Origin of the sequence: Caballeronia concitans (assembly GCF_001544615.1) — a bacterium.
In the GTDB taxonomy this organism is placed as follows: Bacteria; Pseudomonadota; Gammaproteobacteria; order Burkholderiales; family Burkholderiaceae; genus Caballeronia; species Caballeronia concitans.
This window is the reverse complement of sequence record NZ_FCNV02000002.1, coordinates 221,191-236,398: the sequence shown is the minus strand read 5'-3', so window position 1 is coordinate 236,398 and position 15,208 is coordinate 221,191. Positions and strand designations below refer to the sequence as shown.

Below are 15,208 nucleotides of genomic sequence, written 5' to 3'. Positions count from 1 at the left end.
TTCCTCGTCGACGGTGAGCTACTTCCACGGCACAACAATCTGGGTCGGGCTGCAAGAGTGCACGAGGATACTCTGCCGCGCGGGAGCTTCAGCGTGCCCGAAATTGCGCACGTAAGTTCTGTTGCTTCTGCAGGGCTTGCCTTGATCGCTCTAATGCAATCAGGCTGGAGTGATAAAAAAACAGCAGTTTTCGGGAGTGAGTCGGGTCGATTCCGGCCTTTGTTTGTCGCATGAGCCGATCGGTTTGCAATTCGATCTGCTCCTCGCATTTCTCGATCGCTTTTTCGATAGCGCTGAGCCCAGTGACTTTGAGACGCCGTACAGTCGGTCGATGCGATTCGTCGCCTTCAGTGGGCTCTTCGAGAATCGTGGACGTCGCAAACAATTCGTCTCGCGCGCGCGTGACGTCCGGTTCCGATGCCGCTCGACCGTTGTAGATGATCATCGCAATCTCTCAGGTAGGCACGGACTGGCGCTCATAGTCACCGGTCTCGATGGTTTCGGACGACCTCCGCCGCCCACACGCACGCCCGCGAAGCAGCAAGCCGATCCGGTGAAGTTTTTAATGGTCAGCCGCTTTTCGCTCGCATGGTCTGATGTTAGTGGCCGAGATTTTGTCTAGATAGAGCTTTAACATTTTTTACAAATATTCAGCGTTCGCTTAAACGGACAGATCCAGTGCTGCGCCTCAACGGTGGAAGAACGGCCGCGTGACGCTATCCATACCCACGGTGAACGACGTGCCGACGGTCTCTAACGAGGCTTACAGCCACCTCTAAGCGATGATCCGCTCGAAGCCGCGCGGACCCGACGCCCCGCATCGAACACGCTGCCCGCAGCGCCGATGCATATAGCTTTCACTTCCGTTCGGTTCACCTCGCTACGGGAAATCCCCGATCTTCCTTTTCTTGTGCAGGCCGCGCCGGTCCGTTACGTTATCGAAAATAGACATAGTTTCTATTATTCGAGCCGCAGGACATTCGCGCAAGGCGAAGGAGACAGGAATGAGTTTGAGATACCAGTTGCTGGTGCTGACGTGGCTTCTACAATTCGTCAACTATCTGGATCGGGTGAGTATTTCCGTCGCCGGTCCGACGATGATGAAAGCCCTGCACCTAGATGCCGCGCAGTTCGGCTTCCTGCTCGCCGCGTTCGCCCTCGGCTATGCGTTGATGCAGTTGCCCGGCGGCTTCTTCGCGGACCGGTTCGGCACCAAGGCGCTGCTGGTCGTGGCGCCGGTTTTGTTTTCGATTTTCACCGGCATGACGGGACTCGCGACCTCGATGGCCGTGCTCATCGCGGCGCGCTTCTGCTTCGGCCTGGCCGAAGGGTCGTGCAACGCGGCCGTCTACAAGGCCGTCGCCGACAACTTCAGCCACAAGGACGCGGCGAAGGCGCATGCCGTCTGGCTCTCCGCGCTCGCGATCGGTCCGGCGGTCGTCGCGCCCGTCGTCACGAGCCTGCTGATGCACGGCGACTGGCGCAACGTGTTCTATGTCTTCGCGATTCCGGGCGTGATCGTCGCGCTGCTGATCTTCTTCATCATTCCGGGCAAGGCGATCGAAGCGAAGGAACGCGCCACGCACGACCAGGCAAGCCGCGCGGAGCAATGGCGTCTGTTCGCGGGGCGCAAGAGCACTTGGCTGCTGTTCTTCGGCTATATGACGTTCAGCGTCGGCTACTGGGGCTTTCTCGGCTGGATTCCGTCCTATCTCGCCAATCAGCGCCATATCGATCTGAAAGCGCTGGGCGTCGCGGCGTCGGTGCCTTATCTGTTCGGCTTTCTCGGCATCGTCGTGTTCGGCTGGCTCGGCAGCGGAATGCTGCATCGCAGACGGCCGACGCTGGTCGCGGTGGGCTATGTCTGCACCGGCCTCGCGCTCTATCTCGCGTACACCGCCGAGAACATCGTCGCATGCGTGATCGGCCTGTCGGCGGCGGCGTTTCTGCTGTACGGCTGCCTCTCGCCGTATGCGGGCCTTGTCGCCCAACTGGCGCCGCAGGGCGCGCGCGGCGTGTTCGCGGGCGTCATCAATACGGGCGGGCAGATCGGCGGGCTGCTCGCGCCGCTCGGCGTGGGTTATCTCGTCAAGGCGAGCGGCTCGTACAACAACGGCTTCCTGTTCATGATTTCGGCGCTCGTGATCGGCGCGGGCTGCTTCGCGGCGCTGCAATCGCGCGTGAACGGCACCGAGCAGGAAGCGGACGGCGCGCGTCCCGCGATTCAGCAGAACGTCTGACGCGCGTCCGGGGACCCGCTCAAACGCCGCTGAAATGCGCGTAGGGCGGCTGGAAAATCGACACGTCGCCGCCCAGTGCCTGCGTGAGCGCCGCGCCCGCTTCCATCACCTTCGGCAGATAGATGTCGAAGGACTTGCGATCGAAGCGGTAGCGCGGCACGCCGAGGGAAATGGCGCAGACGAGTTCCTGTCCCGTGCGGAACACCGGCACGGCGATCGCGGCGCTTTCCGGTTCGCGCTCGCCGAGCGACACGCAATAGCCGTTTTCGCGCACCTTTTTCAGATGCCCCTTGACCGCGCCCTCGGAAAACGCGCGCAGCACGTGACCCGCCGCGCCGGCTTCGAGCGTCAGACGTTCGCCTTCGCGCACATGCATGCGCACCGAGCGCTGCCATTCCACGCGATAGAGACAGAGACGCTCGTCGCCCTCGCGCACGTAGACCGCGGCGGTCTCGCCCGTTTCCTTGACGAGGGTGCGCAGCACCGGCAACGCGTAGTCGCGCAGACGGAACGAGCTTTGATAAATCATGCCGAGATGAAACAGCATCGGCCCGAGCATGTAGCGGCCGTCTTCCAGACGCTTGAGATAACCGAAGTGCTCGAGCGATTCGCACAGACGCAGGATCGTGCTGTGGTAGAGGCCTGTTGCGTTGGTGAGGTCGGTGAGCGTCATGCCGTCGATGCTGTCCTCGAACGCCTTGAGGATCGAGAGCGCGCGGTTGACTGCCGCGACGCCGGGTTCTTCGGTTGCCATTGCTGTTTCCGGTTGATTGCGCCGTTGTCCGAGCGTTGCCGCGTATCTTGCCGCGTAAGGCATGCGGCCCGCAAGAGCGGCAGCCTTCTCATCGCGAAGGGAAAGAATAGACATGATGTCTATTTTCAAAGATAATGAAATCACGCCGACGTTTTCGGCAAGCAACGACCGCGCAGCCGGGAGGATCTGAACATGCATCGCAAAGCCTTCGACGCATCACACATCGGGCCGCTACGCGGCGTGAAGGTAGTGGACCTGTCGCGTCTCGTCGCGGGCAACATGCTGACCTTGCAGCTCGCGGATTTCGGCGCGGATGTCGTCAAGGTCGAACCCTTGAAAGGCGACACGTTGCGCGCCTTTCGCACGCGGGGCGCGGAGGTGTTCTGGAAAGCGTATGCGCGCAACAAGCGCAGCGTGTGCATCGACTTTCATCACGAGGCGGGCGCGAAGCTGATCGCGAGCCTCGCGCGGGATGCCGACCTGCTCGTCGAAAGCTTCAGGCCCGGCACGCTCGAAAAGATGGGGCTTTCACCGCAGGCGCTGCACGCGGCCAATCCGAAGCTCGTCATCGTGCGCGTGTCGGGCTGGGGGCAGACGGGGCCTTATCGCGAGCGTCCGGGTTTCGGCACGCTGGTCGAGGGCTATTCGGGCTTCGCCGCGATGAACGGATTCGGCGATCGCGAGCCCGTCTTGCCGCCGATGTTTCTCGGCGACATGACCGCGGGCCTCTACGGCGCGCATGCCGCGATGGTCGCGCTCTGGGAAACGCGCGTGAACGGCGGCAACGGGCAGGTGATCGACCTGTCGCTGTTCGATCCGATGATCTCGATTCTCGGCCCGCAGGTCGCGAACTTCCAGCTCACGGGCGACGTGAAGCCGCGCACCGGCAGCCGCTCGAGCACCACGTGTCCGCGCAACACGTATGAAACCGCGGACCGCAAGTGGCTTTGCATTTCGACGTCGACGCAGAGCATGGCGCAGCGCCTTCTCGCCGCGATCGGCCGCGACGACATGAACACCGATCCGCGCTACGCGACCAACAGCGCGCGTCTCAAGCATGTGGAGGAAGTCGATCAGGTGGTCGGCGGCTTCATTCGTGCGCGCACGCTCGCGGAGAACCTTGCTTTCTTCGAACGCGCCGACATCACGGCGGGTCCCGTGCTCGACGCGAGCGATCTTGCCGACGATGCCTACGTCACGGGCCGCGAAGCGCTCGTCGAAATCGAAGACGACGAGCTCGGCCATCTTGCCGTGCATAACGTGGTCGCGCGTCTTTCCGCGACGCCGGGCGGCTTCACGCGTCCCGCGCCGAAAAAGGGCGAGCATTCGCGCGAGGTCCTCGCGCCGCTCATCGGCGAATGCGCGCTCGACGAACTCATCGGCTGCGGCGCCGTGGTCGTCCCCGTTCACGATGCCGCGCATGAAGCCGCACATGCCGCGCGCGCATGAACCATTTCCATCAAGGAGCATGAGATGAATCGCGTAGGACAACCGATTGAATCCCCCGCCGCCTGGAAAGGCCCCGAACTCGACTGGACGCGCGAAGGCCTGCACGTCCTGAGCGAAGCCGAGATCGCCGAGATCGACGCCGCGCTCGCGCATCTGCATTCGCTCGGCGACATCGACTTTCCGGACATCAGCCCGGAGACATTTCCGCTCGACACGATGGGCCGCTTCATGCGCGCGCTGCCCGCGTTCCTGCGCAACGGACGCGGCTTCCTGATGTTGCGCGGCCTGCCGCGCGAGCGCTACTCCGACGACGACATGACGCGCATCTACTTCGGCCTGGGCTCGTACATCAGCAAGCCGGTGACGCAGTCGTATCTCGGCGACGTGCTCGGCCACGTGGTCAACGTGAGCGACTACGAGCCGAAATCGCGCGGCTATCGCAAAGGCGGCGGTCAACTGATGCACACGGATTCGTGCGACATCATCGGCCTGATGTGCCTGCGCACCGCGATCTCCGGCGGCGAAAGCCGCATCTCCAGCGCGCTCGCCGTGCATAACGAATTGCTGCGCACGCGCCCGGATCTGCTCGAAGCGCTGCGCGAAGGCCTCTGGTGCAAGCGCACCGACGAAGACGGCCGCCGCGCGACGCGCACGTTCAGCGAGCACAAGGTGCCGTTCTTCACCGACAGCGCGGGCGAAGTGATCTGCTACCTGCCGACGGGCTACGCGCGTCTGGCCGAGAAGAGCGGGCAGGTCCCGTTCAGCGAGCTCGAATCCGAGGCGCTCTATACGGTGCGCAAGATCGCGGCATCGCCCGAGTTTTATCTCGACATGGGCTTTCGCGACGGCGACATCCAGTTCCTGAACAATCGCGTGCTCGTGCACGGCCGCACCGATTACGTCGATGCCGAGCCGCTCCACGAGCGCCGTCATCTGCTGCGCCTTTGGCTCACGGTGTCCGACTGGCCCGCTATGCCGGACGCGCAGGTGTTCCATAAGCCCGAGGACTTGCGCATGTGGGCGCAATACCGCCGCCCGTTCGCGGAGCTGCCGTCCACGCACGACCGCCTGCTGCTCGAAGCAGGGCAGGTCGCGCAGATGGTCGATTGAGCGCGATCATGGACACGTCCGTGCCCAAGCCTCAGACGCTCGCGCAAAAGCTCATCGCGAAGGCGTGCGGGCGTGCCGAGGTCGCGGTGGGCGAGATCGTCACCTGCGATGTCGATCTCGCGATGTTCCACGATTCGAGCGGCCCGCGCCGCCTGAAGCCGATGCTCGAAGCGCTCGGTGCGCCGCTTTGGGACGCGTCGAAGATCGTGCTCGTGATCGATCACTACGTGCCCGAAGCCGATGACGAATCGCGCCGCATCGTGCGCATCGCGCGCGACTGGGCGGCGGCGCAGCGCTTGCCCAACGTGTACGACAGCGTCGGCATCTGCCATGTCGTGCTGCCCGAGCACGGACACGTGCGGCCGGGCATGTTCTGCGTCGGCGGCGATTCGCATTCGCCGACGGGCGGCGCGTTCGGCGCATACATGTTCGGCATCGGCAGCACGGAGATGCTGGGCGTCGCGGTATCGGGGCAGATCTGGGTGAAGGTGCCCGAGACGCTGCGCATGCGGTGGCGCGGGCGGCTCGCGCGCGGCGTCACGGCAAAGGACATGATGCTGCACATGATCGGCCGCTTCGGCATGAACGGCGGGCGCTATCAGGCGGTCGAGTTCTGCGGTGAAGCCGTCGCGGCATTGTCGATGCAGGAGCGCATGACGCTCTCGAACATGAGCGCGGAGATGGGCGCGCAGACGGGGCTGATCGCGCCGGATGCGGTGACGCTCGACTATCTGCGCGCAGCAGGCGTGACCGACGAATTCGACATCGCGCACTGGCGAAGCGATGCCGATGCGCCAGCCGAAACCGAGGACTTCGATGCCGCCGCCCTCGCGCCGCAAGTGGCCGCGCCGCACAGTCCCGCGAACACGCGCGCGGCCGATACCTTCGGCGACGTCGCCGTGCAGGTGGCGTACATCGGCGCATGCACGGGCGCGAAGCTCGACGATCTGCGCGCGGCGGCCAGCGTGCTTAAGCATCGGCGCGTGGCGCAAGGCGTGCAGCTGGTCGTCGCGCCCGCGAGCGTGCGCGACCGCGAAGTCGCACGCCGCGAAGGCGTCATGTCGATTTTCGAAGACGCCGGCGCGCAAGTGCTCGCCACGTCGTGCGGTGCGTGCTCCGGCTACGGCGGACAGATTCCGGAAGGCAGCACCGTGATTTCCAGCACCGCGCGCAACTTCCAGGGCCGCATGGGCGCGGAAACGGCGCAGGTCTATCTCGGCTCGCCGTTCACGGTGGCCGCGTCCGCATTGCGCGGGCGCATCACCGATCCGCGCGAGGTGATCGCATGAACGCGAGCACGGAAACGCATCGCGTGTGGCGCGTCGGCGCGGATATCGATACGGATGCGCTGGCGCCCGGCGCGTACATGAAATTCGGCATCGACGAAATCGCGCGGCATTGCCTGCAACGGCAGCGCCCGGACTTCGCCGCGAACGTGAATCCCGGCGATGTCATCGTTGCCGGGCCGAACTTCGGTATCGGCTCTTCGCGCGAGCAGGCGCCCGCCGCGCTCGTGCAACTCGGCGTGCGCGCGGTGATCGCGCCCGCGTTCAGCGGCCTGTTTTTCCGCAACGCGTTCAACGTGGGGCTCGTGCTGCTCACGTGTGCACAGGCCGAAACGATGGAAGAGGGCGAGCGCATCGCCATCGATCCGCTGCGCGGGCGGATCACGCGCGCGAGCGGCGTCACGCTCGTCTGCGATCCTTTGCCTGCATTCCTGCTCGACATGGCCGAAGCAGGCGGGCTTTTCAAGCTGCTGCAGCAGCGCTACAGCGTCAAGGAGCCGTCCTCTCATGACACTCGCTGAACAACTCGCGCGCAAGACCGTGCTCGCGCCCGGCGTCTACGATGCGCTTTCCGCGCTCATCGCCGAGCAGGCCGGGTTCGACGCGCTGTATCTGTCGGGCGCTTCGATCGCCTATACGAAGCTGGGCCGCTCCGATGTCGGCCTGACCACGTTCACCGAAGTCGCGGATACGCTCGCGCGCATCACGGAGCGCGTGACGCTGCCGGTCATCGTCGATGCCGATACGGGCTTCGGCAATGCGCTGAACGTCAAACGCACCGTGCGCGGCTTCGAACGCGCGGGCGCGGCGATGATCCAGCTGGAAGACCAGACCTTCCCGAAGCGCTGCGGTCATCTGGACGGCAAGAGCGTGATCCCGGTCGCGGAGATGTGCGGCAAGCTGCGCGCCGCGCTCGATGCGCGTGAGCGCCGCGAGACGCTCATTCTGGCCCGTACGGATGCGCTCGCGGTGGAAGGTCTCGACGCCGCGCTCGATCGCGCCGAACGTTATCTGGAAACGGGCGTCGATGCGCTGTTCATCGAAGCGCTGCGCTCCGCCGAGCAGATGGATGTCGCGTGCGCGCGTTTCGCCTCGCGCGTGCCGTTGCTCGCCAATATGGTCGAAGGCGGCAAGACGCCGGTTCAGAGCGCCGAGGCGCTGTCGGCGCGGGGCTTTCGCATCGTGATCTTCCCGGGCGGCGCGGCGCGCGCGGTTGCGCATACGCTGCAAGGCTTCTACAACAGCTTGCGCGAGCACGGCACGACCGCACCCTGGAAAGCGCGCATGGCCGATTTCGACGAGATCAACGCGATCATCGGCACGCCGCAACTGATGGACGAAGCGCGACGCTACGAGTGATGTCAGCGCAGCGGCGAGCGATTGACTCCGCTTCCTACGCCTGCCGCTTGCTGCGCCCGTACAGCAACAGCATCGCCGCGATCACCACGCCGTAGATGATCTGGCGTCCCGCCTCCGGCATTTGCGCGACCGACAGGATCGACTGCAAAAGCGTGATGAGGATCGCGCCGGCCACGGTGCCGAGGTACGATCCCCGGCCACCCAGAATCGACGTGCCGCCGAGCACGACCGCCGCGATGGCCGGCAACAGGTAGGCGTCGCCCATCGACTGCGCGGCCTTCGATGCGTAACCCGCCAGCAGCACGCCGCCGAAGGCCGCGAACGCGCTGCACACGGCGAATGCGGCCACCGTCACCAGCCTCGTGTTGATGCCGGACAGATAGGCCGCGCGTTCCGTGTTGCCGATGGCGTACAGCGTCCGGCCGAAGGTCGTGCGCGACAGCAGGAACATCGTGGCGGCGCCGATGACGATCCATAGCGCGACCGCGTTCGGCACGCCCGGCACGAGCCATCCGGCCGCGAGCCATCGCATCACGTCCGGCGCGGAATCCTGCGGCGACGATCCCCCCGTGTACACGATCATGATGCCCTGCGCGACTGCATTGGTCGCGAGCGTTGCGATCATCGACGGAATGCGCAGCAGCGCCACGAGCACGCCGTTGAAGATGCCGATCAGCACGCCGCAGCCGATTCCGGCCGGAATCGCGAGCACGCGTCCGAGTTCGCCGTGCCCCGCGACGGCGCACGCCATCATCGCGCCGACCGTGATCGTCCACGGGAGCGACAAGTCGATATGGCCGAGCAGGATCACCATCATCAGGCCGGTCGCGATGATGCCGAGGAACGCGCCGACCTTCAGCTGCAGCAGGATGTACTCCGGCGACGTGAAGTTGCGCGAGAACATGCCGCCGACAAGCAGCAGCGCGACGATGCAGCCGAACGCGATCAGGATCGGCTTGTCGATTCTGCGCGCGAGCCGGGACACGAACGTCGTCCGGCCGTTTGCGGACACGTCGCTCATTGAAACCACTCCAGCCGGTTGCGCACCCTGAACAGCCCGCACGCGCCGATCGAAACCGCAAGCAGAAGGATGATGCCCTGAAACAGCGGCTGCCACAGCGCATCGACGTTGAAGACGAACAGCAGGTCGCCGATAGAGCGGAACGCGAATGCGCCGAAGACCGCGCCGATCGCGCTGCCCCGGCCGCCCAGCAGCGACACGCCGCCGATCACCACGGCGGCGATCGAAAACAAGGTGTACGAATTGGCGCTGCCGAGGCTGGCTTCGCCGGTGTCCGTGAAGAAGGTCAGAAAGAGGCCGCCGATCGCGGCGAGCAGTCCGGCGAGCGTGTAGCTCACCAGTTTCGCACGGCGGATGGGCATGCCGGACAGAAAGGCCGCAGGCTCGGAGGAGCCGGTCGCGTAAGCCGCGCGCCCGACCGCCGAACGCTTGAACGGAACCCAGACGATCACCACGGCCGCGAGCAGAATCAGCAGGCTCGCAGGCACGATGCCCGCGACTTTGCCGGTCAGTGCGTCGGCGAGATCCTCGTTGATCGATCCGCCGGGGACCGGGCGCAGCAGCAGCGCGAGGCCGTAGTAGACGGCGCCCGTGGCGATCGTCGTCACGATCGGCTGCAGACGGCCGAAGATGATGATGACGCCGTTGAGCGCGCCGCACAGCGCGCCCGCCGCGAGCACGCCGGCGATGCCGAGCGCGCTGTGCAGCGCGTCGCCCGTGACGATCCAAGATGCAATGCAGTTCGTGAGCACGAGCATCATGCCGATCGAGAGGTCGATTCCCGAGGTCAGCACGACGAGCGTCTGGCCCATCGACACCAGCGCGAGCAACACGGCCTTGTTCGCCGCCGTCTGAAAGACGTTCGCCGACAGGTTCGAGGGATAGTTGATGAGGTAGATCGCGAACATCAGCACGAACAGGCCGAAGGCAAACGCCGACCCGCGATTCTCCGCATACCAGTAACGCAAGCCGCTCATGACACGACTCCTCGTGAAGCCGAACTTTGACCGACCGGCAGGTCCAGCGCACTGGCAATGAGGCTTTGCTCGGTGATGGCAGGTCCCGCGAGTTCCTTCTTGATCCTGCCTTCATAGAGCACGAGCACGCGGTCGCAGCAGCCGATCAGCTCATCGTAGTCGGTCGAATAGAAGACGATCGCGGCGCCTTCGTCGGCGAGGCGCCTGAGCAACTGATAGATCTCCTGCTTGGTGCCGACGTCGATGCCGCGCGTCGGGTCGCAGAGAAGCAGGATTCTCGGCTGCCGGATCAGCCATTTCGCGATGACCACCTTCTGCTGGTTGCCGCCCGATAGCGAGTCCACGGCCGCATCGAGGCTGAACGACTTGATCGCGAGCAGGCTCATCATCCGGTCGACGAACGACTGCTGGCGGCCGCGGTCGATCACGCCCGCCGTGGACATGCGATCGAGCGCGGCAAACGACAGGTTCTCGCGCAGCGACATCGGCAGCATCAGCCCTTCGGTCTTGCGATCCTCCGGAATCAGCGCCATGCCGATCCGGTCGGCGCGCGCCGCCCTGGGACTCGCGACGGACACCGCCTTGCCATCGATCTCGATCTGACCCGCGCAACCGCGCAGCACGCCGAACAACGCGAGCAGCAGTTCGCGCTGGCCTTGTCCGTCGAGGCCGCCCAGCCCCAGGATTTCGCCGCGCCTCAACGAAAAGCTGACGCCCCGAAGCGTGTCGTTCCACGCGAGATCGCGGCAGGCGAGCACGGGTTTCGAGGCGGCGCTGCTCTCGATTTTGCCTTCCGGTTTGTCGGGGAAAACGTGCTGATACTTCCGCCCTATCATCATCTCGACGACCTCGTTGTCGGAGCGCGTGCCCGCCTCGAAGCTCATCACATGACGGCCGTTACGGTAGACGGTGCATTCGTCCGCGAGCGCTTTTACCTCGTGCATCCGGTGCGAGATGAAGAGCAGCGCGAGCCCTTCGTCGCGCAGGCGCTTGAGCACTTCGATCACGCGCGCCACGTCGGCGGCGGTCAGCGCCGACGTGGCTTCATCGAGAATGAGGATGCGCGGCTCGTGCGCGAGCCCCTTCGCCAGCTCGACCATTTGCTGGCGCGACAGCGGCAGGTCGCGGACTTTCGCGAGCGGATCGATGTCGGGTGCGCCCGCGCGGGCAAGGGCGGCTTCGGCCTGCCGGCGCTGCGCCCGGCGGTCGATCATGACGAAGCGGCGCGGCGGATTCGACGCGAAGATGTTGTCCGCCACGCTCAAGTCGGGGATCAGCGACAACTCCTGATACACGCAGACGATGCCGGCCGCGTTGGCCACGGCGGGCGACGCGAACGAGACTTCGCGGCCATCGAGATGCATCGTGCCCTGGTCCGGCTGCACGACGCCGGACATCACCTTCAGGAGCGTGGACTTGCCCGCGCCGTTCTCGCCGAGGACCGCGTGGATGCGTCCCCTGCGCACCGCGAGTTCCGCGTGATCCAGCGCGACGGCGCCGCCATAGCTTTTCGATATCCCGGACATCTGAAAGAACGGCCGCTCTGCGTCCCGCCGCATGCTTCGTCTCCCGTCTTCACCCGCCATGATCCGGTTACTGGTTGCCCTGGCTCTGCTTCATGATTTCCTGCGCCGAGAAGTTGATGCCGCAAGTCGGAAACGAGTTGCCGACGAAGAAGTTGTCGGACTCGTTCGGGAAGTAGTTGACGCCGGCTTTCAGCTTCGAATCGTCCGTGATGTCGAGCGGCAGCTTGATCGCGACTGGAATGGTCTGGCCGTCCAGCGCGGCGAGCGCTGTCTTGATCGCGACGGCCACCTGCGCGGGACCGCTTCCCGCCGACGTGCACTTCAGGCCCTGGCTTCCATACTGCGCGCAGAATTTGCGGAAGCCGTTTTCCGTCTCGCCGCCGAACGGCACGAAGGGATGCTTCGCGTCGAGCATCGCGCGCACGACACCCGTGTCGCCGCCCTGCGCCGAGATGCCGTCGAAATGGCCCTGCACCGCGATGGCGTCGGCGGCGGCTTTCTGCGCGACGCCGTCGTCCCACTTGCCGTAGACCTGGACGATGTTCCACTTTTTACCGGTATCGTCGAGCGTTTTCGTGAAGCCGTTGTGCCGGTCCGTGTCGACCGACGTGCCCGCCACGCCGCGAACCTCGAGCACCTTGCCGCCGTTCGGCACGTGCTCCGCGAGCCACTTGGCCCACAGCACGCCGAGCCCGTACTGGTCGACATCGACGTTGATCGCGTCTTCGCTGTCGAGCGTATTGTCGAACGCGATCAGCACGACGCCGGCTTTCTTCGCGCGGCGGATCGCCGGGCCGAACGAGGAAGGGTTCTGCGCATCCACGATGATCGCGTCATAGCCCGCATCGATAAAGTTGTTGACGGCCGAGATCTGCGCCGGCACGTCCTCGCCCGTCGAGACGACCTTGAATTCCTTCAGCTTGGCGGCGACTGCCGGTTGCGCGGTATACGCCTTGGCGGTCTTGATCATCTGGATGCGCCAGGTGTTCGCGATATAGCCGTTCACGAGCGCGATCCGGTAGGGCGCGTTTTTCTTCGGATACTTGATGAACTTGGTGTCGTTCTTCCACGGGACCATGCATGTGGGGTCGCTGGCCGGGCCCGAAACGATCGACGCCTGTGCGAAGGCCGCACTTGCGCCTAGCGCCAGCGCCGCAGTCACCGCCACTCGAAGCACCTGGATTCCTGCAAGCATGGCGTCTCCTTTTTGTTGGATCGAACTCACCGGCTGCTGGCGCACATGGCACGTCGTGAACGGGCGGCACGATGTGCGAGAAGCACGAAATCTTGCGGACTTGCTAAAAGCGGGACTGGATCGGACTAGCGGAAGAACCTGTTCAAAAGTGCCCGCGCGAGGCGCGAGGAAGGGTACGCGCGTGCGCGTTCGCGTCTGACAGTACTGGCATACCCAACCACGCGCGATAGTGGTTTACCAGCGTGCCCGATGCTTGCCGCGTGAGGGATGAAACCTCGGTTAGTTCAGATCGATCTGCGCGGGACGGATGCTGCATCGCACAGGAATCGATCCGCCAACAGCCATCTGACTGTCGAAGCGTATCGTGACCCGTCGGGCGCGCGGCGCTACGATGCGCGGCTCGATCTCATCACGCGAGCGTTCGATCTGATACCGGTGGAGCGCGGTTCGGACCCGGACGTGTGCGTCGCGATTCATCGTGCGTTCGACAACGCCATGCGCCTGCTCAAGCAGCGGCACGTTCCTTCCGCATGACCTTCGATGTGCCCACGTTACGTTTCGGCATCGCGACCGGGTTCCTCGTGTTCATGAGGCGCGTCCGGTTCATCCGAGAATATCTCGTGTTCGGCGATGGTCGCCTCGCGATCGACACATTGGACGTGCCAATGCCCGGAGTCCTTCGTGAGCGCCGCGCCATCCGGACCGATGCTGAAGTGCTCGACGCGGCCATGTTCTGCCTTCTTTGAATCGATCACGTTGCGTGAGTCTTCCGCCGCATCGAGCCCCATACCGCGAAACAGAAAGAGGGGCGCGTGCGTGGCGGGATCGACAAGCAGCGTGCCGTCCGTCGCGGACTGCCACGTTCCCCATGCAGGAAGCTCGATGCGATCATGTCCTTCGCGTGACCATCGGCCACAAGAAGTGTCGAGCCATATCACCGCGTAAGCCGCATCGGACACGCGATCGAAAGCGTCGAGCTTGATGGTGATGCGCATGATGGATTCCGCTCGCTATGACTAATGACGCAACACCCATTCGACGAGCACATGCGCATCTTCCGGCGAAAGCGCGCCGCCGCGTTCGGCGGGCATCGGCATGGCCATGTCGCCCCAGTGTGCGCGGCCGCCCGCGCGCAGCTTGTGCTCCAGCATGGCTTGCGCTTGCGGATCGTCGCGATAGCGGCTGGCGATCTGCTGGAACGACGGCGCGAGTAACGGGGCGTCGTTGGTATGGCAGAACATGCAGTGTTGCTGGTCGATCAGCGCGCTCGGCTCGGACTGCGCCACCGCGTGCGATGCGCACAGCATGAGACCGGCGAGGAGCGCCGTGCGTGCAAGACGACGAGAATGAGCGAGAGACATGGCGCGCAATGAATGAAGGCACGCACCGATGATGCGATCCGCAGCCGCGATGCCCGTTGATCTGCATCAACGGGGCATATCAGCGCGCAAGCGCGCTTCAAACGCTTTCGAGGCTCGCCTGATTCAGTATCCGCACTTCCTTGCCGCGCGCATCGACCACGCCCGCCTTTTGCAGCTTCGAGAACATGCGGCTCACGGTTTCGAGCTTGAGGCCGAGATAGCTGCCGATCTCTTCGCGCGTCATGCGCAGCACGAACTGCGCGGGCGAATAGCCGCGCGCCTTCATGCGCGCCGAGATATTGAGCAGGAACGCGGCGACGCGCTGTTCCGCCGACATCGTGCCGAGCAGCATCATGAGATTGGATTCACGCACGATCTCGCTGCTCATCAGGCGATGAACGTGATGCTGGATCGCCTTGACTTCGCGGCAAAGCAGTTCGAGCAGATCGAACGGAATGATGCAGACGACGCTGTCTTCGAGCGCGATCGCATCGCACGTGTGGCTGTCGGAACTCACGCCGTCGAGTCCGAGCGCATCGCCCGCGAGATGAAAGCCCGTGACCTGCTCGTCGCCGTCGCGATGCACGACGACGGTCTTGAAACAGCCGCTGCGCACGGCATAGACGCTCTGAAATGCATCGCCGGAGCGATAGAGCGTCTCGCCGCGCCGGACGATACGCGTCGCGCAGATGATCGCGTCGAGCCGTTCGCATTCGTCGGGGGAGAGGGCGCTCGGCATGCACACACGCTGCATCGAGCAGGTCGAGCAGCGCATGCCCTGGCGCGTTGCGCTCTTCGATGACTTGTCCGCGATCTGAAACGCGCGTCGCGGGGCGGGCACCTCGTTCTTGCGGGCGATGGGTCTGGCTTCGCTTACGGGAAACATGCTGCGCCTCCTGTCGAACGTTGGTTCGCGCGCACCGTGATACT

16 protein-coding genes are annotated in these 15,208 nt (G+C 64.5%); 7 read left to right on the top strand and 9 right to left on the bottom strand.

Annotated elements, in window-relative coordinates:
• Nucleotides 1–88 precede the first annotated feature (88 nt).
• A complete protein-coding gene (locus tag AWB72_RS07155; RefSeq protein WP_040049865.1) occupies nt 89–445 on the bottom strand; it encodes a hypothetical protein in 357 nt (118 codons plus the stop codon).
• A 559-nt stretch (nt 446–1,004) separates the two neighbouring features.
• On the opposite strand from AWB72_RS07155, the gene AWB72_RS07150 reads away from it, so the two are divergent.
• Entirely contained in the window at nt 1,005–2,240 is a 1,236-nt protein-coding gene (locus AWB72_RS07150; RefSeq protein WP_040049866.1) for an MFS transporter, read from the top strand.
• A gap of 19 nt (nt 2,241–2,259) precedes the next feature.
• Here AWB72_RS07150 and AWB72_RS07145 read toward each other — a convergent pair whose 3' ends face one another.
• Nucleotides 2,260–2,994 (bottom strand): IclR family transcriptional regulator, encoded by a 735-nt coding sequence (locus AWB72_RS07145; protein WP_052449804.1) that lies wholly within the window; start codon nt 2,992–2,994, stop codon nt 2,260–2,262.
• Between the two features lie 192 nt (nt 2,995–3,186).
• On the opposite strand from AWB72_RS07145, the gene AWB72_RS07140 reads away from it, so the two are divergent.
• From AWB72_RS07140 to AWB72_RS07120, 5 genes are read left to right on the top strand one after another with little or no spacing between them, the layout of a single operon-like run.
• The gene (locus AWB72_RS07140; RefSeq protein ID WP_040049867.1) at nt 3,187–4,443 is read left to right on the top strand and encodes a CaiB/BaiF CoA transferase family protein; all 1,257 of its coding nucleotides are present in this window, start codon (nt 3,187–3,189) and stop codon (nt 4,441–4,443) included.
• A 24-nt stretch (nt 4,444–4,467) separates the two neighbouring features.
• On the top strand, nt 4,468–5,553 hold the full coding sequence (locus tag AWB72_RS07135) for a TauD/TfdA family dioxygenase (RefSeq protein WP_052449805.1): 1,086 nt from the start codon (nt 4,468–4,470) through the stop codon (nt 5,551–5,553).
• Nucleotides 5,554–5,561: 8 nt separating this feature from the next.
• The gene (locus AWB72_RS07130; RefSeq protein WP_040049868.1) at nt 5,562–6,842 is read left to right on the top strand and encodes a 3-isopropylmalate dehydratase large subunit; all 1,281 of its coding nucleotides are present in this window, start codon (nt 5,562–5,564) and stop codon (nt 6,840–6,842) included.
• Nucleotides 6,839–7,360, top strand: a complete 522-nt coding sequence (locus AWB72_RS07125) for a LeuD/DmdB family oxidoreductase small subunit (protein ID WP_040049869.1) — start codon at nt 6,839–6,841, stop codon at nt 7,358–7,360. The genes AWB72_RS07130 and AWB72_RS07125 overlap by 4 nt, the downstream gene beginning before the upstream one ends.
• Complete coding sequence (locus AWB72_RS07120; protein WP_040049870.1) at nt 7,347–8,198, top strand: isocitrate lyase/PEP mutase family protein; 852 nt, start codon at nt 7,347–7,349, stop codon at nt 8,196–8,198. Before AWB72_RS07125 ends, AWB72_RS07120 begins: the two co-directional genes overlap by 14 nt.
• Nucleotides 8,199–8,232: 34 nt before the next feature.
• On the opposite strand, the gene AWB72_RS07115 is transcribed toward AWB72_RS07120, so the two are convergent.
• The 4 genes from AWB72_RS07115 to AWB72_RS07100 are packed head-to-tail and all read right to left on the bottom strand — an operon-like array spanning nt 8,233 to nt 12,917.
• Nucleotides 8,233–9,219, bottom strand: a complete 987-nt coding sequence (locus tag AWB72_RS07115) for an ABC transporter permease (protein ID WP_040049871.1) — start codon at nt 9,217–9,219, stop codon at nt 8,233–8,235.
• Nucleotides 9,216–10,196 carry an ABC transporter permease gene (locus tag AWB72_RS07110; protein ID WP_040049872.1) on the bottom strand — a complete coding sequence of 327 codons (981 nt, stop codon included), beginning with the start codon at nt 10,194–10,196 and terminating at the stop codon, nt 9,216–9,218. Before AWB72_RS07110 ends, AWB72_RS07115 begins: the two co-directional genes overlap by 4 nt.
• Nucleotides 10,193–11,755 carry a sugar ABC transporter ATP-binding protein gene (locus AWB72_RS07105; protein WP_040049873.1) on the bottom strand — a complete coding sequence of 521 codons (1,563 nt, stop codon included), beginning with the start codon at nt 11,753–11,755 and terminating at the stop codon, nt 10,193–10,195. The genes AWB72_RS07110 and AWB72_RS07105 overlap by 4 nt, the downstream gene beginning before the upstream one ends.
• A gap of 34 nt (nt 11,756–11,789) precedes the next feature.
• On the bottom strand, nt 11,790–12,917 hold the full coding sequence (locus AWB72_RS07100) for a sugar ABC transporter substrate-binding protein (protein ID WP_087127979.1): 1,128 nt from the start codon (nt 12,915–12,917) through the stop codon (nt 11,790–11,792).
• 267 nt (nt 12,918–13,184) lie between these two features.
• Here AWB72_RS07100 and AWB72_RS07095 point away from each other — a divergent pair, with 267 nt between their 5' ends.
• Entirely contained in the window at nt 13,185–13,451 is a 267-nt protein-coding gene (locus tag AWB72_RS07095) for a hypothetical protein (RefSeq protein ID WP_040049875.1), read from the top strand.
• A gap of 17 nt (nt 13,452–13,468) precedes the next feature.
• Here AWB72_RS07095 and AWB72_RS07090 read toward each other — a convergent pair whose 3' ends face one another.
• The 3 genes from AWB72_RS07090 to fnr all read right to left on the bottom strand — a co-directional run bounded on the left by AWB72_RS07090 (nt 13,469) and on the right by fnr (nt 15,164).
• Nucleotides 13,469–13,912, bottom strand: coding sequence for a DUF3564 family protein (locus AWB72_RS07090; protein ID WP_052449806.1), 444 nt, complete (start codon nt 13,910–13,912; stop codon nt 13,469–13,471).
• 21 nt (nt 13,913–13,933) lie between these two features.
• Nucleotides 13,934–14,278 (bottom strand): c-type cytochrome, encoded by a 345-nt coding sequence (locus tag AWB72_RS07085; RefSeq protein ID WP_342065421.1) that lies wholly within the window; start codon nt 14,276–14,278, stop codon nt 13,934–13,936.
• Between the two features lie 97 nt (nt 14,279–14,375).
• Nucleotides 14,376–15,164: a fumarate/nitrate reduction transcriptional regulator Fnr gene (gene fnr / locus AWB72_RS07080; protein ID WP_040049877.1), complete on the bottom strand. Its 789-nt coding sequence runs from the start codon at nt 15,162–15,164 to the stop codon at nt 14,376–14,378.
• Between the last annotated feature and the right edge of the window lie 44 nt (nt 15,165–15,208).